Origin of the sequence: Flavobacterium sp. C3NV (genome assembly GCF_046825355.2) — a bacterium.
Taxonomy (GTDB): domain Bacteria; phylum Bacteroidota; class Bacteroidia; order Flavobacteriales; family Flavobacteriaceae; genus Flavobacterium.
In genome coordinates this window covers 175,248-197,361 of record NZ_JBKQBJ020000009.1, presented here as the reverse complement: position 1 = coordinate 197,361, position 22,114 = coordinate 175,248, and the positions used below count along the sequence as shown (strand labels likewise).

The window sequence follows — 22,114 nt, the reverse complement described above, 5'->3', positions numbered from 1 at the left end:
ATGAAGAAAATTTTACTATTCATCACTTTATTTTACGGTTTTTCAAATACACTCTATTCCCAGGACAAACCTGAGAATGGAGTTGTTTCGTTTTCATTACCTATCAGAAATTCTTTAAAGTTTAATAGATATTTAATCAACCCAACATTTAGTTTTGTTCGCGAAACAAATGCATACGCAAGCTTTTATAATAAAAGGCAATGGGTGCAATTTGAAGATGCACCAAATACTTATTTAGCTAATTATTCAGGTCGTTTTAGAGAAAATGAAGCTTTTGCTTTTGGCTTATTCCAGCAAAATTATGGTTTAATGACTGTTTTTGGCGGAATAGGAAACTTCGCCCACAACATCGTTTTAGAACAAGACAGTAACTTAACTTTTGGTATGAACGTTGGTGTATACCAAAGTGGTTTAAACAAAGGAAAAATCATATCTGACGATCCAAATCTTTTAAATTTAGATTACCCTTCAAATACATTACTTACTGTTAATCCTGGTATCAACTACGGTACTGCATTTCTTGATTTTGGAGTTTCTGTAAACAATCTTATTCTTTACAATTTTGGTTCAGGAATCGTAAAAGATGATCCTGAAAGAGCGATCGAATTGCATGCAATGTACACAGGTTATCTTGATAGTTATGGATTTTTTGACAGAAGTAAATTCTCAGGAATTGTAAAAACAGAAATCAAACAAGATAAAACAATAATTTCAGGACTTGCCATGATTGCCATTCCGCAAGGAGTTTGGGCACAAGCGGGTTACAATACTTTATACGGAATATCAGCAGGTTTGGGTATTAATATTTCGCCAAGTATCGCTATCGAATACAATTACGAGAGAGGTATGGGAAATTTTACCAATCTGGGAGGTTCTCATGAATTTGCAATTGCTTATAAATTCAAAAATAAAAACTATTACTATGGTGATGATGAAGAAGGTTCTTTAATAGATCCTTCGAAACCAAAAGCAGTAATGGCTAAAAAAACTACTACTCCGGTAACAAGAGTAAGTGGTGCCGAAACAGCAAAACTTGCTGCCGAAGCTAAGGCTAAAGCCGATGCTGAAGCACTTAAAGTAAGACTGGCTGCAGCCGAAAAAGTGAAGGCCGATGCCGAAGCTGCCGCAAAAGCAAAACTAGAAGCTGATAATAAAGCTAAAGCGGATGCTGAAGCATTAAAAATAAAATTAGCTGCAGATGCAAAAGCAAAAGCTGATGCAACTAGATCACAAACAGCAACGACAAACAGAGCAGTTGCTACACAACAAAAAACACAAGCACAATTGACTGCAGACAAAGCGAGAGCCGATGCTGAAGCACGCAGAATAAAATTAGCTGCAGATAATAAAGCGAGAGTAGATGCTGCTGCCGCTGCGAGAGCGCAAGCAATTGCAAATAAACCTGCTGCAACAACAGCTCAAAAGACTCAGGCACAATTAGCAGCTGATAAAGCAAAAGCTGATGCTGAAGCATTGAGAACTAAATTGGCTGCAGATAAAGCAAAAGCCGATGCCGCAGCCGCTGCAAAAGCAAAAACTACAGCTGCACCACAAAAAACACAAGCAGAATTAGCCGCTGATAAAGCGAAAGCTGATGCAGAAGCATTGAAAATTAAACTGGCTGCCGACGCCAAAGCTAAAGCCGATGCTGAAGCTGCTGCCAAAGCAAAATTAGAAGCAGATAACAAAGCGAAGGCTGATGCTGAAGCTTTGAAAATAAAATTAGCTGCCGATGCTAAAGCAAAAGCCGATGCTGCCGAAGCCAAACGTAAAGCTGATGCCAAAGCAAAAGCTGAAGCGGCAGATTTGCAATCTATTTTAGCTGCTGATGCTAAAGCAAAAGCCGATTCAGATGCTTATCAGGCAAGATTAGCTGCTGAAGCAAAAGCTGCCGCTGCCGCTGCTGTAAAAACCAAAGCGAGCATTGATGCTGCTAACAAAGCAAAACTGGCTGCCGATGCGAAAGCAAAAGCTGCTGAAGATGCTGCATTGAAAGAAAAATTAGCTGCCGATGCAAAAGCGAAAGCCGATGCAGAAGCAAGAGCTGCAAGAATAGCTGCGGATGCAAAAGCGAAGGCTGACGCTGAAGCTGCTGCGAGAGCAAAATTAGAAGCCGATGCAAAAGCGAAAGCCGATGCAGAAGCATTGAAGATAAAATTAGAAGCCGATGCCAAAGCGAAAGCTGATGCAGACGCATTACAAGCTAAACTAGTTGCTGATGCCAAAGCTAAAGCCGATGCAGAAGCATTACAAGCAAAACTAGTTGCAGATGCTAAAGCAAAAGCCGATGCAGAAGCATTACAAGCAAAACTTGCTGCGGATGCTAAAGCGAAAGCTGACGCAGAAGCATTACAGGCAAAATTAGCTGCAGATGCCAAAGCGAAAGCAGATGCAGAAGCACTGCAAGCAAAACTAGCTGCTGACGCCAAAGCCAAAGCAGATGCAGAAGCACTTCAGGCAAAATTAGCTGCCGATGCCAAAGCGAAAGCAGATATGGAAGCATTACAAGCAAAATTAATTGCCGATGCCAGAGTGAAAGCTGATGCAGAAGCAACTGCTAAAGCGAAAGCGGATGCCGAAGCGAAGAAATTACAAGAAGCAGAAGAGGCGCGTTTGGCAAAATTAGCTGCCGATGCCAAAGCTAAAGCTGATGCCGAAGCATTACAAGCAAAACTAGCTGCAGATGCTAAAGCTAAAGCTGATGCAGAAGCACTTCAGGCAAAATTAGCTGCGGATGCTAAAGCTAAAGCCGATGCAGAAGCACTACAGGCAAAATTAGCTGCCGATGCTAAAGCGAAAGCGGATGCTGACGCACTTCAGGCGAAACTAGCTGCCGATGCAAAAGCTAAAGCTGATGCAGAAGCTCTTCAGGCAAAACTTGCTGCGGATGCCAAAGCGAAAGCGGATGCAGAAGCACAACAAGCAAAATTAGCTGCCGATGCTAAAGCGAAAGCTGATGCACAGGCATTACAAGCAAAACTAGCTGCGGATGCTAAAGCGAAAGCCGATGCAGAAGCACAACAAGCAAAATTAGCTGCCGATGCTAAAGCGAAAGCTGATGCTCAGGCACTACAAGCAAAATTAGCTGCTGACGCCAAAGCTAAAGCGGATGCTGAAGCACTACAGGCAAAATTAGCTGCCGATGCGAAAGCGAAAGCAGATGCCGAAGCACTACAGGCAAAATTAGATGCTGATGCTAAAGCGAAAGCCGATATGCAAGCTGCACAAGCTAAGTTATTGGCAGACCAGAGAGCCAAAGCCGATGCTGAAGCTACAGAAAAATTACAGGCTGAAGAAGAAACAAGACAATTAAGATTAGCAGAAGAAGCGCGTGAAGCAAAATTATTGGCTGATGCCAAAGCGAAAGCGGATGCCGAAGCACTTCAGGCTAGACTAGCCGCAGATGCGCTTGCAAAAGCAGCTTCAGCTCCAAAAGATGATACAGCAAAAGCGATAGATGATTTAACACAATCTATTGAAAATTCAACTAAAAATCAAAAAGATTTATTGTCTCAGTTCAATACAACAGTGGCTAATAAACAAAGAGATTTGAATGACTTAAAAGAAGAGAATGATTTAAGTGAAAAAGGAATTTATAAAGAGCCAAAACCTTTCAAAAGTGTTGCGGCCGAAAACAGTCAGTTAGAGGCTTTAAAAGCACAACTTGCTGATGCGAACAGAATTCAAAAAGATGAAATCGCTAAGCTGACTAATTTATACAACGAAAGACTTAAAAAATTCCCGAATAAAAATGATGCTTTAAATAAAGCCTATCTGGATAAGATCAACCAGTTGAAAGCAGCACAATTAAAAATGGAAGAAGACAGTGCTACTTTACTTTCGAATTTAGAACGTATTAAAGCTGAAACTGAAATTGAGAAAAAACGTAGAATCAAACGTGCAGCTTACGAAAATGATCAGGGAAGATATGCGCAGGACGTTGCCGCTCTAAAACGTATAAAAGAAACAACTAAAATAAGCAGTACACCATTAACCGCAAGTGATTTTGATTTTGGTGAAGACCAGTCAAATATGCAGATTATCAAGAATATTAAAAATTCTGATAGTGGTTATTATTTAATTATTGCAGTTCACAATAGTGTAGAAAAACGTGATCAGTTCCTGGCCAAAGCAATTGCAGCAGGACGTTCAGATGTTAATTTCTTTTACAATGTAACAACAAGTAAGTATTATATCTATTACGAAAAATTCGAAGGTTTATCTGAAGCAACTAAGGCATTAGAAGCAAAAGGAACCAAGCCATATAACGGGAAAATGGCAATCGTAAAAGTGGAGAATTAATAGAAAATATATAATTAAAAAATTTAAGTCCTTCTGAATTTTCAGAAGGACGGATAAATAAATGTTTAGAACGCTTTAATTTATTTTTTAACGCCCCTTAAAAAATTCAGGACAAGCAAACCAAAATGAAGACTATGAAAAAACCTACTATTTTTAAAGTATTTATTGCAGCGATATTCTTATTGCTTAGTATCTCTTCTCACGCCCAGTTAAGAAAGGGTTTTACCCCGAGAAAGACTACCAGTTTGAATGGAGATATTTTAGTTATTGGAAACAATATCTTAAATAGGGAAACTTCAAGTAAAGGTCCTAAAGATCCGTATAATGATATTGGGGATGAAAGTTATGTAAACGATGAATTCAATATGAAATATATTGATATCGATACTGATAACACTACTAAAAACTCAAGTTCAGCAACATTAACAATTCCAAAAAAGAGTGAAACTTGTTACGAGATTGTTTATGCAGCTTTGTATTGGGGAGGAACTTATCAGGGAAGTGACAGAAAAGACATCAACAAGGTTAAATTAAAAACACCTGAAGCAGGAGCAAAATACAAAGAGCTTACCGGTGCTTTAATGTGGGATGAAGGTGCTGCCGGTGTAGATAATGCATATGTATCCAAACCATATGCCTGTTTCGTTGAAATTACAAATGAAGTTAAGACTGCTAAGCAAGGAGTTTATACTGTAGCAGATGTCATATGTTCTGAAGGAAAATTAGATGCTGGAAGAGGAGGTAACTCTGCAGGATGGAGTATTTTTATTATTTATAAAGACCCATTGCTTCCAAACAAGTATATTACCAGCTTTGATGGTTTTAGTATTATTAGGGCTAGTGATGGTCCGTTAGATATTCCTATTTCTGGTTTTAGAACAAATCCTTTTGGTGATGTAAATGTAAAATTAGCATTTAGTGCATTAGAGGGAGATAATAGATTAGAAGGAGACGGTCTTGAAATTAAAGGAGCAAAATCTTCTGCATGGGGTGCTATATCATCATTAACACGACCAATTAAACCAGGTACGCCTGCTATACCAGCAGTGCCACCTAGGCCAGGCAGACCAAATTCAGGTAGACCGGAGATTCCGGCTACGCCCCCTGTACCTAACTTTTTTAATAGTAGTATCACAGATGGAGATGTTATTCTTGCAGGACGTACACCTGCCAGTAGAAACACACTTGGTTATGATGCGGGTGTTGTAAAGGTAGACAACAAGGATAATACTATTATACAAAATGATGAGACAAATGCTACACTTAGAATAAGTACTTCGTCAGATTCGTATTATATGTTCTTTAATGCGTTGTCAGTAGAAATTATTGCTCCAAAAATAGTACTTAGAAAAAATGTACTGGACAAAGACGGTAAAAATATTAACGGACAGCCAGTAACTTTAAGTCAAGAACTTCAGTACGAAATTAAATTTAAGAACGAAGGAAATGATAGTGCTAAAAACTTTACCATTACAGACATCCTTCCTAAAAATGTAATTTTTGGTGGTCTGAGCAGTATTACGATGGATTCCAGAATTACTGCAACTTATGACGCAGCTGCACGAAAACTTGTTTTTACAATACCAGATGCGTTGGTTGTAACAGGCGGAGCTATCGATCCTTACACTATAAAATTTAAAGTAAAAGTCGTAGACGATTGTAATGAGTTGATTGATGCTTGTGCAAACAGAATCGAAAACACGGCCTATTCTAAATATTATGGTGTAAAAAACACCTCTGCAGACGGATTTGGAGAAGGAAGTTATTCTACAATTTCAGAATGTAATGTAGGAGAGCCAACAGCAACAAATTTTTTAGTAGGTATCGATAAATGTTTGTTTAGTAGAGATGTGTCGCTTTGTGGTACCACAACTTTAACAGCTGCTTTGGGTTACGCAACTTATGTATGGAGAGATCCAAACGGAGTTATTTTTGGTGGTAACAACAGAACCGTTACAATTAACAAACCTGGAAAATATACTGTTAACAATAGTGGTGCAGTGAATTGTGAACCAATTCAGCAGACATTTAATGTAACAGATTATCTTGCGGCAACAATAAAAAATCCAATCAAAGGAGATAATATTGATCCGGCTACAGGAGAAGCTTTTGCATGTGTTAGGGATAAAAAACCATTTCCTAAAATATTCTTATGTGGTCTTAATGATAAGAGAGAAATTGATACACAGATTACCGGAGCGACAAAGGTAACGTGGCAGGAGACAAAAGATGTGCCTTCAAAAGATGAGCCTAATCCGGATAGCTGTCCTTATGAAGGAGCAACAAACTGGACAACAATTGTTGACAACAATACTAAATTTACAGCTGACAGACCCGGTGTTTTCAGAGTTGTTGTAAACTATGGCAACACTTGCGTGGTAACACATTATTTTAATGTTTACCAAAACAAACTGGATTCTAAAGCTGAAAAGCAAGATATCATTTGTAACACTAAAGGATGGATTAAAGTTACAAACCCACCTGAAAATACAGGTTATAGTTATAGTCTTGATGGTATTAATTATCAGCCTGAAAGTACTTTCAATAATGTTCCAAAAGGAAACTACAAAGTTCAAATTAGACAGACTGTATTAATAGACGGTCAAATTTCAGCATGTCCTTTCTTTGTGGATGTAAATGTTGAAGAACTTGAATTTAAAACAGATCTTAAAGCAACTAACCCAATTTGTACAGGAGATCTAGGAACTATAACGGCTAGTATTAGTAATGTTCCTGGTAATTATAAATTTATTCTTAGAAAAAAGGGAACTACAGCTGAAATTCAAAATACAGGATTTATAACAGATAACTTTGTTACATTTAAAGGTGTTGAACCAGGTTTTACGTATGAAGTAATTATGTCTACTGCCAATAATGGGTGTAGCGTAATTAAAGAAGTAGAAGTTCTTGATTACCGCCTTACAGCAGAAGCTAAAGTTACTAAAACATTGTCAGAATGTGGTGCAGGAGAAATTCTCGTAACTGTAAAAGGAGGAACTCCAAGACCGGGACCACCACCTTATTATATGTACTATGTAAATGGAAATGTTAATTATGTAACAGACCCAAAAATTCCGGTAACACTTGCTACATTACCAGCAGACGGAATGTATCACATTGTAGTTGTAGATGATAAGGGATGTAAAGTAACAATACCTCCTGTAAAAGTTGAATATGTAGTAAAACCAACTATTACAGTTACACCTACTAATGTTGACTGTTACGGAACAAATGCAGGCCAGATTAAAATTGATGTTACACCTGCAGATTCTGGTTATGCTGTTTCATATAGTTTGAATAACGGAGGATTTAATTCTATTTCGCCAATTACTAATCTTAATCCGGGAAGCTATTCTCTGGTTGTAAAATATGTATATGAAGGTGCTGAATGTTTAGATGAACCAAGAATAATAAAAATTACAGGTCCTGAAAACGCATTAAGTGCTTCTGCAGGAGTTTCTGAACTGTCAGGTTGTGGTCCGGCAGGATTTGAATCTCAGGGAAAAATAAGAATTACGAATGTACAAGGTGGAACGCCTCTTTATACTTATAGTTTTGATGATCAAAAAACATGGATAAATGAGAATGAAGCTTATGTAGATCCGGGAAAATATACTGTTTATGTAAAAGACAGTAAAGGTTGCGTTTACGCAATGAAAGATATTGTTTTAGAGCGTAAGCCAGATGATCCTAGCATTGAACCAAATCCGAAAGTAGTGTACAATTGCAACGGAACCGGAAATGCGACTATAGTAGTAAACAATACAGGTGGAGCAAATTATACTTATGAGTATTATATTGATACAAAACCAAATACACCTATTACCAGCAATGTATTTAATAATGTTCCTGTAGGCAAACATGTAATATCAGTAAAATATAAAGCTGTTTCGGCAGCAACGTATAGTAACTTATTACAGGAAGATTTTGGTAAAGGAGGTTATACTACAACTCCTGGAATCAGTCCGAAATATTGTTTTGAAGATGAAACGACTCCACACCCTGCGAGTTGGCCAGTAGCAACATGCGGAAGCATTGGTGATTACCAAATTAATGATGGTAAATATGCAGTAGCAAGCAGTATCAAAACAACTTTTGGAGGTACTTGGGTAATTGCTAAAGATCACACTTTACCTGCTGATAAATTTGGAAGATTTTTATGTGTTAATATTGGAAGTTCAGCTGGAGTTGGAGGTATTATTTATAGTAAACCTATTAAAGATGTTATTGTAGATCAACCAGTAATTATTTCATTATGGGCAGAAAATTTAATGAAGAGTACTACTGGATCCAATTATTACGATCCGGAATTAACGATACAATTAGTTAATGACTTGGGCGGACCAGGAGAAATTATCGTTGCAACAACCGATACTGCAAACCCTTGGAGGGTACCAAGAAATGAAATATGGAATTATAAAGAATTGTCTTTAAATCCAGGCGCTTATAACAATCTTAGTTTTGTAATTCGTTCTTATAATGATAAATTCAGTGGAAATGATTTACTTGTAGATGATATCTGGGTTCGTCAATTGCCTAAATCATGTATTACAGAGAAAAAATTTGATGTCATTATTGAAACTAATAAAGCATTTAAAGTTGAAGAACCTTTAATTGACAATGCAACATGTAGTGATAAAAACGATGGTAAGATCACTCTTACTGTTGAAAATTTTGATGCAACAAATGGCTTCAAATATTCTCTTGATAATGGAGCAAATTGGAGTACTGCAACAACGTCTCCATTTACCATTACGGGATTAGCTAAGGGTAATTATAAAATTATCGTTAAGAATGATGACGCTGGATTATGTAATAGTTCTTTCGAAAAAGAAATAAAAGCACCAATAACGCTTACCACAACAGCAAGTATAACAAAACCTTCAACATGTATTCTTGGAGCTTCAATTACTGCTATTCCGGGAGGAGGAACACCAAAATATACTTATGAACTTTACTACTCAAATGGTACGATTTACAGAACGAGTGATTTAGCTACTTTTGATGATGTGCCGGAAGGATCCTATTTTGTAGTAGTTAAGGATAAAAGCTCTTGTGCTTCTTCAGCTTCAGATCCTGTTGAAGTAAAAGATCCTGTTAAACCAAAAATAACTTTAGATTCAACTTCTGATTTATGTTATGATAGTGCTAATAAAGCAACTATTGTAGTTAAAGTAGAAGGAGGAATAGCACCTTTTTATTATAGTTTAAATGGAGCAACGGCGCAAAAAGATAATAATAAATTTGTTGTTGGACCAGGAACATACTCAGTTGTAGTAACGGATGGTAACGGATGTATTGCAGATGCAATTACAGGAATTGAAATTGGAAAACAAATTATTGCAAGTCCTAGTATAACTAAATTAATAGACTGTACATCAACTCCCGAAGCTGAGATTACGATTACTGCTTCAGAAGGAATAGCTCCATATACTTATCAAGTATCAGAAGACGGTGGAACTAATTTTGCTGACATGACTACTAATATCTACAAAACATCTAAAGTAGGTAGTTATGTATTTAAAGTAACAGATTCAAAAGGATGTTTTGTAGTTACTGCAGCCGCAAAAGTAGATACAAAACTTACTCCAACAGCTTCAATAGCGAGTCAAACAGATCCAAAATGTAATAATGACTCAAATGGTTCATTTACAGTTTTACCAGCAGGAGGATCAGGACCAACTTATGAATTTAAATTTAATGGTGGTACTTATGGTACATCTGCTACTTATTCAAACCTAAATGCGTTTGTAGGTGCAGTAAATACCAGAACATATACATATCAGGTAAAAGATAGTAAAGGATGTGAATCTATAGTTTATGAAGTTACTTTAACTAACCCTACAAAAGTTGCGGTTACAGGAAGTTTCCCGGCTAATACAACTTGTAGCACAAGCACTGTAATCACTATTGTTGGTGAAGGTGGAGCAGGTGGTTACAAATACAATTTTGATGGTGGTACAAGTTATAATGATGTAGTTACCAAAACAGTTACAAATACAACAACTGAACAAATAGTTAAATTTTATGTAAGAGATGCTAACGGATGTACAGCTCAAAATGAAATTAAAGTTCCGGCATTTAATCCGCCAACTTTAATTAATATTTCTGTACCGCCAGCAATTACTTGTAATGACGCGACAACGAGCTTAACTCTTACAACAAATGGAGGAATTGCTCCAATTACTTATGAAGTAACTGGAGGACCAACTTCACCACCTTCAAACACTACAGGTGTATTTACAGGATTAGTGGCAGGTGAGTATTTCTTTAAAGCAACAGATGCGAGAGGATGTACTGTAAATGGTAAGAAAACGATTGACCAGGCAATTAAAATTAAAGCCGAAGGTTCAAAAGTGGATGAATTATGTTTTGATGCTAAAAACGGAAAAGCTTCGTTTACAGTATCTGACGTAAGTAGTACAGGTAATTTCAGCTACACATTTTCGCCAAATACAGGTACTCCAAACATTAGTGGAAATGTAGTAACCTATACTAATTTAGCTCCTGGAACTTATACTTTTGTTGCAAAAGATCTTACAACAGGTTGTAGTTCAGATAGCAAAGAGGTAACTGTGGGTACTGCAACTGCAATTAATTTTACTGTTAATGCATCAAAAATTAGTTGTAATAATAAAATTGCAACGCTTACAATAACAGGTATATCGGGAGGTAGCGGTAACTATACTTATGCTTATGCACCAAGTGGTTCAACTACTCCAACTACGCCATATGGAACAATTTTAACAGTTGATACTGCTGTTTTAACCACTAGTATTGATGTTTATGTAAAAGACATTAATAACTGTCCGGTTAAGAAAACGGTTACAGTACTAACAGAAGATCTTCCAACTATAAATCCTATTGCGGCGCAATGTTATCCGGGAAGTCCTATTTCTGTAACAATAACAGGAACTTTTGCAACACCGGCAACGTTTAGTAAAGATGGTAACGATTTTGGAGATTCAGCTACATTTAGCTTAACTCCTGGAAATTATAAATTAACAGTAAAAGATAAATTTGGTTGTACTGCATTTATCGATTATGTAGTGGCATCAAAATTAACAATTACACCAGAGGTAGTGATAGATGCGGCTTGTACATCAGAAACAACTATAAAGTTAACTTCTGGAGGTGGTACAGGTACACATACTTTTGCAGTTTCAACAGACGGTGGAACGACTTATGCAACCACTACAAGTCCTTATACTGCTACTGCAGCGGGAACTTACAGATTTAGAGTTAATGACAGTGCAAACCCGGTTTGTTACGCATATACAGCAGATATTCCGGTGACAGTTAAAGCAACTGTTTTAACACTTAATACAAGTCATAAAGATGTTAAATGTTACAATGGCGCTACAGGAAGTATTTTGGTTACACCAACTTCAGGAAAAGCACCTTATACTTATTCTATAACAAGAGTTGGAACTCCGGCTACAAATTATACAATAAACAATCCTTCAGGATTAATCGAAGGAACTTATAAGATCGTAGTTAAAGATGCTATAGGTTGTGAGGGTACAGATCAAGTAGTTATTACGCAACCAACAGAACTTAAAGCTGATGCACAAATTGATGCATTTACTTGTAATACAACAAATACTAAGGAATCTAAAAATGTTGTTATAACAGCATCTGGAGGAACATTACCTTATTCTTACAGTTTTAATGGAGGTTCTTATAGCCTTACTACTAACACTTTAGAAGTAGCTGATAATACTAAAGTACAAACAGTTAAATATTCTGTAATGGATGGTAATGGTTGTGAAACAGGTGAGCAAACACTTACAATACAGCCGCTTAATCCGCCTAAAATTGATAAAGTTGTTGCAACTCCTATCTATTGTAATCCTGGCACAAGCCAAAAAAGTACAGCTACAATTACTTTAGTTGGTAGTAGTGGTGCAGTGACTTCTTATACAATTGTTTCAGGACAAACTAATACAACTGGTGCTACAACTGGAGTTTTCGATGGACTTGATTCAGGTAACTATACTTTTAGAGCAACAGCTGCTAACGGTTGTTATGATGAATTCAGTATCAATATTCCACCATTAGTTTCAATGACTGCAATAGCAACGAAACTTAACGATGTTTACTGTTTTGCAACTCCAAAAGAAAAGACAGGAAATATCAGATATAATGTTGGGAAATTTACAGGTTCATACAGCTACCAAATAAACACTGATGCTCCTATAACAAATCAAACATTAAATACTTTTACATTATCTAATCTTGAAGAAGGTCAATATGATGTATTATTTACAGATGAAACTACAAATTGTACAGTTTTAACAAAAATTACAATTACTCAGCCTACAGATGCTTTAGAGTTATTTTTAGATTCTAATGTAAATGCAAATTGCGGAAAAGCAACCTCTAAAGTAACAGTTCATGCTACAGGAGGAACGCCTGACTATAAATATGCTTTCGTACAAAATAATGTTACTCCGGCAGATTCTGAGTTTAAAGATGCTGCAAGTGCTGATCTAAATCCAACAACAAATGCAAATTGGGATGTTTGGGTAAAAGACAGTAATAAGTGTACTGTTAAAATAGATGTACCTATTGCTAAAGATTTAGCACCAACGGTTAGCGCTGATGTTACCAATCAATGTACTGCTTCTGGAAATGCATTTATAATTGAAGCTGAAGGTCATGGTGGTGTTGCGCCATATACTTTTACAATTAATACAGGTGTTGCACCAAATCCGTCAAATACATTTACGGTAGGAGCAGGAACTTATACCATTACTGTAAAAGATGCTAACGGTTGTACGGGAACTACAAGTGTTACTGTTTATGATGCAATGACTGTAAGCGCAGAGTTGACTACAGGGCTTACATGTACATTAGTTACTCCAATTGATGGTAATATAAGAGTTAAAGTTGTAAGTGGAGGAAAACAAGACTTTACTTATGAAGTAAAAATTGATGGAGGTAATTATTCAACTACAGGAAATACTTTTACGGGAACGTTTTTTGATTATCCAGTTTCAACAGCTGGTATTTATCAATTTGAAATTACTGATGCAAACGGATGTAAGAAAGAAACGGTTGCAGTTGAAGTAAAAGATGCAGATCTGGTAACTGCTAAAATAACAGAAGTAAGTCCAACTTGTAATGGAGACAAAGACGGATCAGTAAAACTGGAAGCATTAACGGGAGTTGGGCCATTTAAATATAGTTTTAATGGTGGAGGTTTCATTGATCAATTTGTTTACGGTGGTTTAGCAGCAGGAAGTTATGCTTATGTTGTTAGAGACAGTAAAAATTGTGAAGTTAGTGGTACAGCGAATGTCTTACCTCCTGCGGCAATTGATGTAGATATTAAGGCAAACGGAATTACATGTAATAGCACACAACCAGGAAGCATAGATATTAAACTTAAAACTACTTCTGGAGGTACTGCGCCATTTAAGTATTATTTATATGATAATACGATGAAAGAAATAGATACCTACACTGCAAATACAACTGCAGCTGCAAGCGTAAATCACAATTTTCCTAATTTAGGTTTTGGTGATTATTTCATCAATATAGTAGATGCAAAAGGTTGTAAATTTGAAAGTGATCCAATAAGAATTACACCACCTCCTTATTTAGAATTTAGTGCTGAGGAGGTTGGTAAAGATTGTATCGAAGGTATTTCTGTTAAAGTAGAACTGTTACCACTTTCAGGTAACGCACCTTTCACATATTCTATCTATGGACTTGGTACAACATCTGGTCCTATAGCAGATAGAGATTATACTTTTACTAAGTTAGAACAAAATACTAAGTATACATTTGTTGTTATTGATAACGTTGGATGTCCATCTTATTTAGAATATAAAACTAGTAAAATATCAGATATTACAGTTACAGCTACGCCAAAGAATGTAACTTGTTATAATTCTAATAATGGTGAGTTAAGTTTTGAAGTAACTGATTTAGGTAGTACTGAAATTTACTATGAAGTAAGAGATAATTTGACCAATTTGCCAATTTTACCTCCAAAATCTGATAACATTACAGCAGCTCCTTACAGTGCAACAATCACAGGTTTATTGCCAGGTAATTACATACTTTATATTAAAGAAATTGGTGGAACTCAATGTTCAACTACCACACCATTCCAAATCAGACAACCAGCATCTGCACTTCAGGCGTCTGTTACGAATGTAATAAATGCAAATTGCAACAAAGGTGCGATTGTAACGGTTACTGCAGGTGGTGGAACAGGACCATATACTTATGGAGCGTATACGGCACCAGCAACAGCACCAACATCATTTGGTGATAGTAATGTTCTGGAATTACCTTATTCTGCAACAACAACTAACTGGAATATTGTAGTAAAAGATAGTCAGGGTTGTCCTGTTACTTTAGGTCAGGTGATTACTAAAGATCCAAGTCCGGAAATTACTTTAGATGTAGCTAATAAATGTGTAGCTCAGGATAAATATGAAATTGCTGTTACTTTAAGCAAGGTAGGAATAGCGCCATATTATATAAAATTGGATAATGGTTTATTTGAAAAATACACAGGTACTTTCCCTTATACAATAACTGATCAACATTCAGGAAGTCATAAAGTTACAATCAAAGACAAAAATGATTGTGAATATGAACAAACTATTAACATTGATGAACCTCTAAAATTAGTACCATCTCCATCTTTACTACCTGATTGTGGTATTAGTAATGGTGCAATATCATTTGTTCCAACAGGTGGTTCAGGTGATTATAGCTATAATATAAGCCCAGCGCATGCAGGTATTGTAATAGGTACTAACACTGTTACAGGTCTTAATGAAAATACTACGTATACATTAACGATGACTGATAATGTTAATACAGGTTGTTCTACTAGTGCAGAATTTAAATTAGAAAAAGGAACTGATGTTACTTTTGATGCTGTGGTAACTAATGTACTTTGTAAAGGTGGTGCTACCGGAACAATTACAGTAAATTTATTGGCAGGAAATAATGATCCGGCTTATACTTATGCTATTTCATTAGTATCAGGTGCAGCTTTACCGGCAGGTATTGTACAAACAGATAATGTATTTACAAATCTTCCTAAAGAAGATTATAGAATTACGGTAACTTCTAAGAGAAAATGTTCGCTATCCTTAGATTATCAAGTTGGGGAACCAGTAGATGATTTAGAAGTTAAGCATACTCTTAAAGATTTCGGATGTCTTACAGGAAATAATCCGGAAGAAGCTGAAGTAACATTTGCAGCAACTGGAGGAACAGGTTCATATAAATATCAATATAGTTTTGATGGTGGCACAAATTCTGACGGTGCTAAAGTGATTATTCCAAATGATAAAAACCCGCATACAGTAGATTATTTTGTAACTGATGCCAATGGTTGTACAGCAAATGGAAGTGTAACAGTTAGTCCTTTCATACAATTGACAGATATTGATTTTGATGTAACAGTAGAACCTACTTGTCCAGATGAATTAACAGAAGTTACTTTAACAGCAGTTGGAGGTTATGCAATTGCTAAATATGAGATAATTGCTCCATTAGCTGATGCACATGACAATTTAACTTCACCTGTATTTACTGGTTTAAAGGCTGGTACTTACACGTTCAGAATTACAGATGTTAGAGGATGTTCTATCGAAAGACCATACACTGTTAAAAATTTAACTAAGATTAATATTGTTAAAACATCATCAGTGAATGTAAGCTGTAACACGGCAAACGGAATTGATAATAACGGTGAGGCAACATTTACAGTTTCTAATTTCAGTTCAACTGGAAACTATTCGATTGCAGTAACAAGTAATCCAACCGGATTGGCTTACAACACACCAACTCAAGCTAATGATGTTATTACAGTAACAGGACTTGAAGAGGGAGAGTATACGGTAACAATAACAGATACTAAAACACAGTGTTCTAAATCCGCTAATGTTATAATCACGATGCCGGCTGCAATTGACTTTACAGTAGATGCTACCAAAGTATATTGTTCACAACCAGATTCACAAATTACGGTGTCTGGTATAACAGGAGGAACTGCAAATTATACCTATGCTGTTGTTAAAGTTGGAGCTGGTGTTCCTGCTGCAACAGAGTTTAAAGATATTAGTATACCTTTTACAGCTCATACAAACTTAACAGATCTATCGTGGGATGTTTTTGTAAGAGATTCTAAAGGATGTACATCTGTACTTAAACCAATTACGGTTGTTTACAATGTAGCTCCAGAACTTAAGGTACCGGCACAGCAATGTTTTGTTGATACAGATATTACAATTAATTTTGGAGATGCTGCAATATCTACAACGTACAATGGTAACAAAACATTTACTGTAGATGGTTTACCAACAGGTAATAACATAACATTTACAAAAGCAGGAACATACAAAATTGTCTTAACTGATGATAACGGATGTACTGATGATATAGAATACATAATTGAAGAGCGTTTAATTGCTACTGCAACAGTAGATAAAGATCTTTTCTGTACTGGTGATGTACCAGCAAGAATCGATGTTGAAATTCAAGGTGGTAAAACGGATTATACTTACCAAATGTATTTAGATGGAAACCCAGTTGGGCTTCCAAAACCAACTACGGGTAATTTTACCGAATCTGTAACTGCTTTCGGGGTTTACACTTTTGAAATTTCAGATAGTAATCTACCATGTACAGTTACAACAACGCCTGTAACAGTAAACGAACCAAAAATTCCAACTCTTGCAGATTCACAAACTAATGTAAGATGTTTTACTGAAAGTAACGGTAGTTTAACTGTTGTGCCATCGGGTGGAGTTGCACCTTATAAATTTGTACTTACAAGTGTAAAAGGTATTGTTAATACTACTGGTGATACAAGCGGAGCTTATACAGGTTTACCTGCGGATACTTACACAGTAGTGGTAACAGATGGAAAAGGTTGTTCTTCATTAGCAAGTACAATTACAATTACAGAGCCACCTTTATTAGAGGCAGATCATTCGATTACAGCAAATACATCTTGTAGCACATTGACTGAAATAGTGGTAGAAGGTAAAGGTGGTACCGGAACTGGAACATATGAGTATAACTTTGATGGTAAAGGATACGATTCATTAGATCGTATTTCAGTAAGTAATGATGGTTCAATTGCATCTGTTACGTATACAGTTAGAGATGCTAATGGATGTGAAACAAGTCCGGTAACAGTTCCGATTGTTCCGTTAAACAAGCCAAGTGCTTTAACATTCTCACCGACAGCTATTACATGTGCTTCTGGAAACAGCAGTAATGTTACGGTTACAGCGACAAATGGTGTAGGCGCATTAGAATTCAGAATTACAGAATTCAATGGAACGCCAACAACAGCTTATGCGATGATCCCAACAACAGGAAATGCAGTTCCGGCTGTATTCACAGGATTACCATTTGGTGATTATAAATTTGAAGTTACGGATAGTAATAAATGTACTTTCAGTGATGTATTAACTATAAAAGATGTTGTTAGAATTCAAGCTACAGGTGACGCATTTGCGAAATCTTGTATTGGTACTGATGACGGAAAAGCAGTCTTTACAATTTCTGATTTCAAAGGAACATATACTTATACAATAACAAAAGATACTGATGCTCCTTTGGCACCAGTTACAACTTCTGATGCTGTAGTTACTTTATCTAATTTAGCTAAGGGATCTTACAAAATTGATATCCTTGATGATATCACAAGTTGTCCAACAACTTTCACAGTTGTTGTAAATGATCCTGTTGCTGTAACAGTTACAGAAGAAGATAATATAAATGCTAATTGTACAACTGGAGCTGTAGTAACAGTTGCAGGTCACGGTGGAGCAGGTGATTATACCTATTCATTTGTTCCTGTAAGTCCAACAGCTACACCGGGAGCATTCTTACCGGAAGCTACGAGAGAGTTAGATCCGGCAACACCATCATGGTATGTTTATGCAAAAGATCAAAACGGATGTATCTCTGCTCCAATAATTGTAGACATCAAAATTGATCCGTTGCCTGCAGGATTTACTGCTAGTGTAACATCACAATGTGCTGATGCTGATGGATATTATGAAATTGTAGTTACGCCTGGAACCGGAATGGGACCATTTACATACAGTATAGGAAGCGGATTCCAACCTGAGACTAAATTTAAAGTAAAAGCGACTGGAGTTTATGATTTAGTTGTAAAAGATAAATTTGGTTGTCCGTTTGAATTTAAAGCGGTTGTGGATATTTTAGAACCAGTAATTTTAAAAGTAGAGCCAAATGATTTGACAACATGTGCAGACGGTGACGGACAAGTTACTGCAAGTGCAACAGGAGGATCAGGTAACTTTAGTTTTACTATTGATGGAGTTAGAACAATAACAGGAACACCTGCAGTATTTGATAAGTTATTTGCTGGTTCACATACTATTATTGTTACTGATTTAGGAACACCAAGTAATTGTACAGATGAAGTTGTATTTGTTTTAGATGAAGCAACAAAAGTTACCGGATTTGATGCAATTCCTACTATGGTTTCTTGTAATGGTGGAAATGACGGAACAATTACAGCAAGTCTTGCTCCAACAAGTCCTGGAGTAAATGATAACCCTAAATACATGTACAGTCTAAATGGTGGAACACCACAAGAGAATCCAGTATTTAAAGGATTAATAGCAGGAACATATACCGTTTCTGTACTTTCAGGAAGAGGTTGTCCTGCTGATAAAACTGTTGAAGTGAAGCAACCATTGGAAATTAAGGTACCAAACCCAGTTGTAACTCCTTATGGTTGTACTACTGATAACATTAGTAACTACGCAACTATAACAGTTAATGGTGTTACGGGTGGAACAGGGGAGTATACTTATGAATTCATTAATGGTGTAACCCAGGTTTATAAAGGACCACGAAATGTCTTTACAGAGAAAGATTACAAAGGAGGTTCTTATACAATAAACGTTTATGATGAAAACGAATGTATTGGTACTGCGGTTGGAACATATGAAATCGTACCATTTACTGCAATGGATAATGTGGTTATCAAAGTTGATAATGCGATTACTTGCGTAGACAATGAAGATATCACAGTAACAGTAAAATCAGTAACAGGAGCTGTAATTACCGGATTAAACTATAGTTTAAGCGGAACAAACGGAACGGTTTATGGTCCGACTCCTAGTACAGACGGAATCTTTACAGATTTAGGAATTGGTAATTATATCGTGACAGTAACGAATCCTGCTACAAATTGTACGATTCAGGCAGTTCACTTTATCAATAATCCAAACACATTCGACATCATCGCTAAACCGGAAAATGAGAATGTTTGTTTTGGAACAACTACAAGAGTACAATTAACTTTCGTAGACAATCAGTTAATTCCAGATAATGACGCAGGTCCGTTTGAATATACAATTACAGGCGGAGTTTTACCAATCACTGATAGAACAACAAGTGCAGGTCCAATTTGGGTTGATAACATGGCGGCAGGTCAGTACAAAATTGTAGCTAAATTGGTAAACAAACCAGAATGTACAGTTGAGACAACATTTACAATCAACCAGCCAACGGCAGCATTAACGGTTACTAAAACGCAATCAGAAATTACCTGCGTTACAGATAATAATGATGGTATAATCGTTGCTTCAGCAACTGGTGGATGGCCAGGTGAGTACTTATACGAATTAAGATCTGGTACTATTATCGTTAAAGGATATAACGAGTCGCCAATTTTTGACAAATTAACAGCCGGTGATTATAGGGTATATGTTAAAGATGCTTTAGGTTGTGAAAGTTTTGTTGATGCTAAATTAGAAAACCCAACGCCAATTAGTATTACAATTAGTGCTACACCAATGCTTTCTTGTTTCGACAATGAAGACGGAGTGGTAACAATTAATACAATTACCGGAGGTTCAGGAAACTATTCTTATACACTACACGGTGTATTAATTGATGGAACTGTTACAGTTGAGCAATTACAAGGAGGAAATCAGTTTACAGGTCTAAAAGCAGGAACATATTATGTTACTGTAAATGACACTTGGACTTGTACAAATGACTCTAACAAAGTGACAATTGATCAGCCAGAAATTGTAAAAGCAAATTTAGAAATTCAAAAAACTGAAAGTTGTAAACAAGTTCCGGTTGTGAGGTTAACAGCTACTGGAGGAAACGCTCCGTACTATTATAGTGCAGATGGAATTACTTACACAGGACCATTTAATTCTTTTGTAGATATTACATTACCTGTAACAACAGCAAAAACTGAATACAAGTATTTTGTAAAAGATGCTAATGATTGTAAGAGCTACGTGTCTAACACTAGTGAGTTCTCACCAGTTCCTGCATTAGGATTTGAGCGCTCTAGCAAAATTGATATTAAATGTAAAGGTGGTGCTACGGGTTCTATCAGTGTGTTAGCAAATGGAGGTTTAGGAAACTATGTTTATACCTTGCAAAATGCTGCAGGTGTCGATATTACTCCAGCTCCGGCACAGGTTATTCCAGGTACATTTACAGAATTACCAATTGGAACTTATATCGTAAAAATTACAAGCTTAGATTGTGATACAGTATCTACTTTGTTCGAGTTAACAGAACCGGATACTTCATTAACAGCTGATGCTGTTGCAACACCTTTAACTTGTAATGGTTATAACAATGGTAAAATTACTGTAAACGCAACTGGTGGTGTAGGAGCATATAAATATGCAATCGAACCAGAATTTAAACAGTTCTTTGATAAAAATGTATTCGAAAACCTTAAACCAGGTTTCTACGATGTATTAGTTCAGGATGAAAACGAATGTTATGTATTCCTTAAGGACGTAGAAGTAAAAGAACCGGCACCGCTTTCAGCAGTGGAGATTCCAAATTCTATGATTCCAGAGGTTTGTGTAGGAGACAAAAATGGTGTATTTGCGATTCAGATTATTGGAGGAACAGCGCCTTATACAGCAAGTCTTGATAATGACAAAGGTCCATTCCTTCCGGTTGATGGCGATACACAAGATTACAGCGGATTATCAGGAGGTAAACACATAGTTTACATTATAGATAACAGCGGATGTATGACTGAAGTTACGGTAGATATGCCGGAACCAGTAACTCTTAACCCAACTGTAGAAGTTAACTACGATTGTGTAAACAATTCACAATCAAACATGGTAACGGTTACAGTTGATGAGAGTAACACTGATCTTACACAAGTAGATTATGCGCTTGATAGTGATGTAGGTCCTTTCCAACCAGGTAACATCTTTACAAATGTTGCCCCTGGAAGACACTTTATTGTGGCAAGACATACTAACGGATGTAAAGTGCCAACGGCAAGTTTCGACATCAAAGCATACGATCCGTTAACACTTGTAGAAACTCCGGGTCAGCAAGAAATGAATATCATTTCGGTTACTGCTGGTGGTGGAGCTCCTGGTTATGAGTATAGTTTCAACGGAGAACCGTTTACATCATCTAATAAATACAAAATCTACAAAACTGGAGATTATGTGGTAATAGTTAGAGACAAAAACGGATGTACTGTGACAATAACAGTTCCTAAAATCTTTATTGATGTTTGTTTAGATAATTACTTTACTCCTGCTGGTGCTACCAACACAACATGGGGTCCTGGTTGTACAAATATTTACAACAACCTTGAGTTCTCTATCTTCGACAGATACGGTCGTGTAATTGCTAAGTATCACTACGGTCAAAAATGGGACGGTAGATACAACGGTGCCGATTTACCTTCAGGAGATTACTGGTATGTTCTTAAATTGAATGATGCGAAGGATGACAGAGAGTTTGTAGGACATTTCACTTTATACAGATAACAAAATAAGAG

2 protein-coding genes are annotated in these 22,114 nt (G+C 36.5%); both read left to right on the top strand.

From position 1 onward, the window contains the following. Positions 1 to 4,302 carry a PorP/SprF family type IX secretion system membrane protein gene (locus tag ACIDC4_RS14735; protein WP_412044855.1) on the top strand — a complete coding sequence of 1,434 codons (4,302 nt, stop codon included), beginning with the start codon at positions 1 to 3 and terminating at the stop codon, positions 4,300 to 4,302. A 134-nt stretch (positions 4,303 to 4,436) separates the two neighbouring features. Further along, entirely contained in the window at positions 4,437 to 22,103 is a 17,667-nt protein-coding gene (locus ACIDC4_RS14730) for a T9SS type B sorting domain-containing protein (RefSeq protein WP_412044854.1), read from the top strand. Positions 22,104 to 22,114 lie beyond the last annotated feature (11 nt).

What these genes read in the sequence shown, in the direction of transcription:
- ACIDC4_RS14730 (WP_412044854.1), top strand. Translation starts at nt 4,437, where the DNA reads ATGAAAAAACCTACTATTTTTAAAGTATTTATTGCAGCGATATTCTTA.
- ACIDC4_RS14735 (WP_412044855.1), top strand. Translation starts at nt 1, where the DNA reads ATGAAGAAAATTTTACTATTCATCACTTTATTTTACGGTTTTTCAAAT.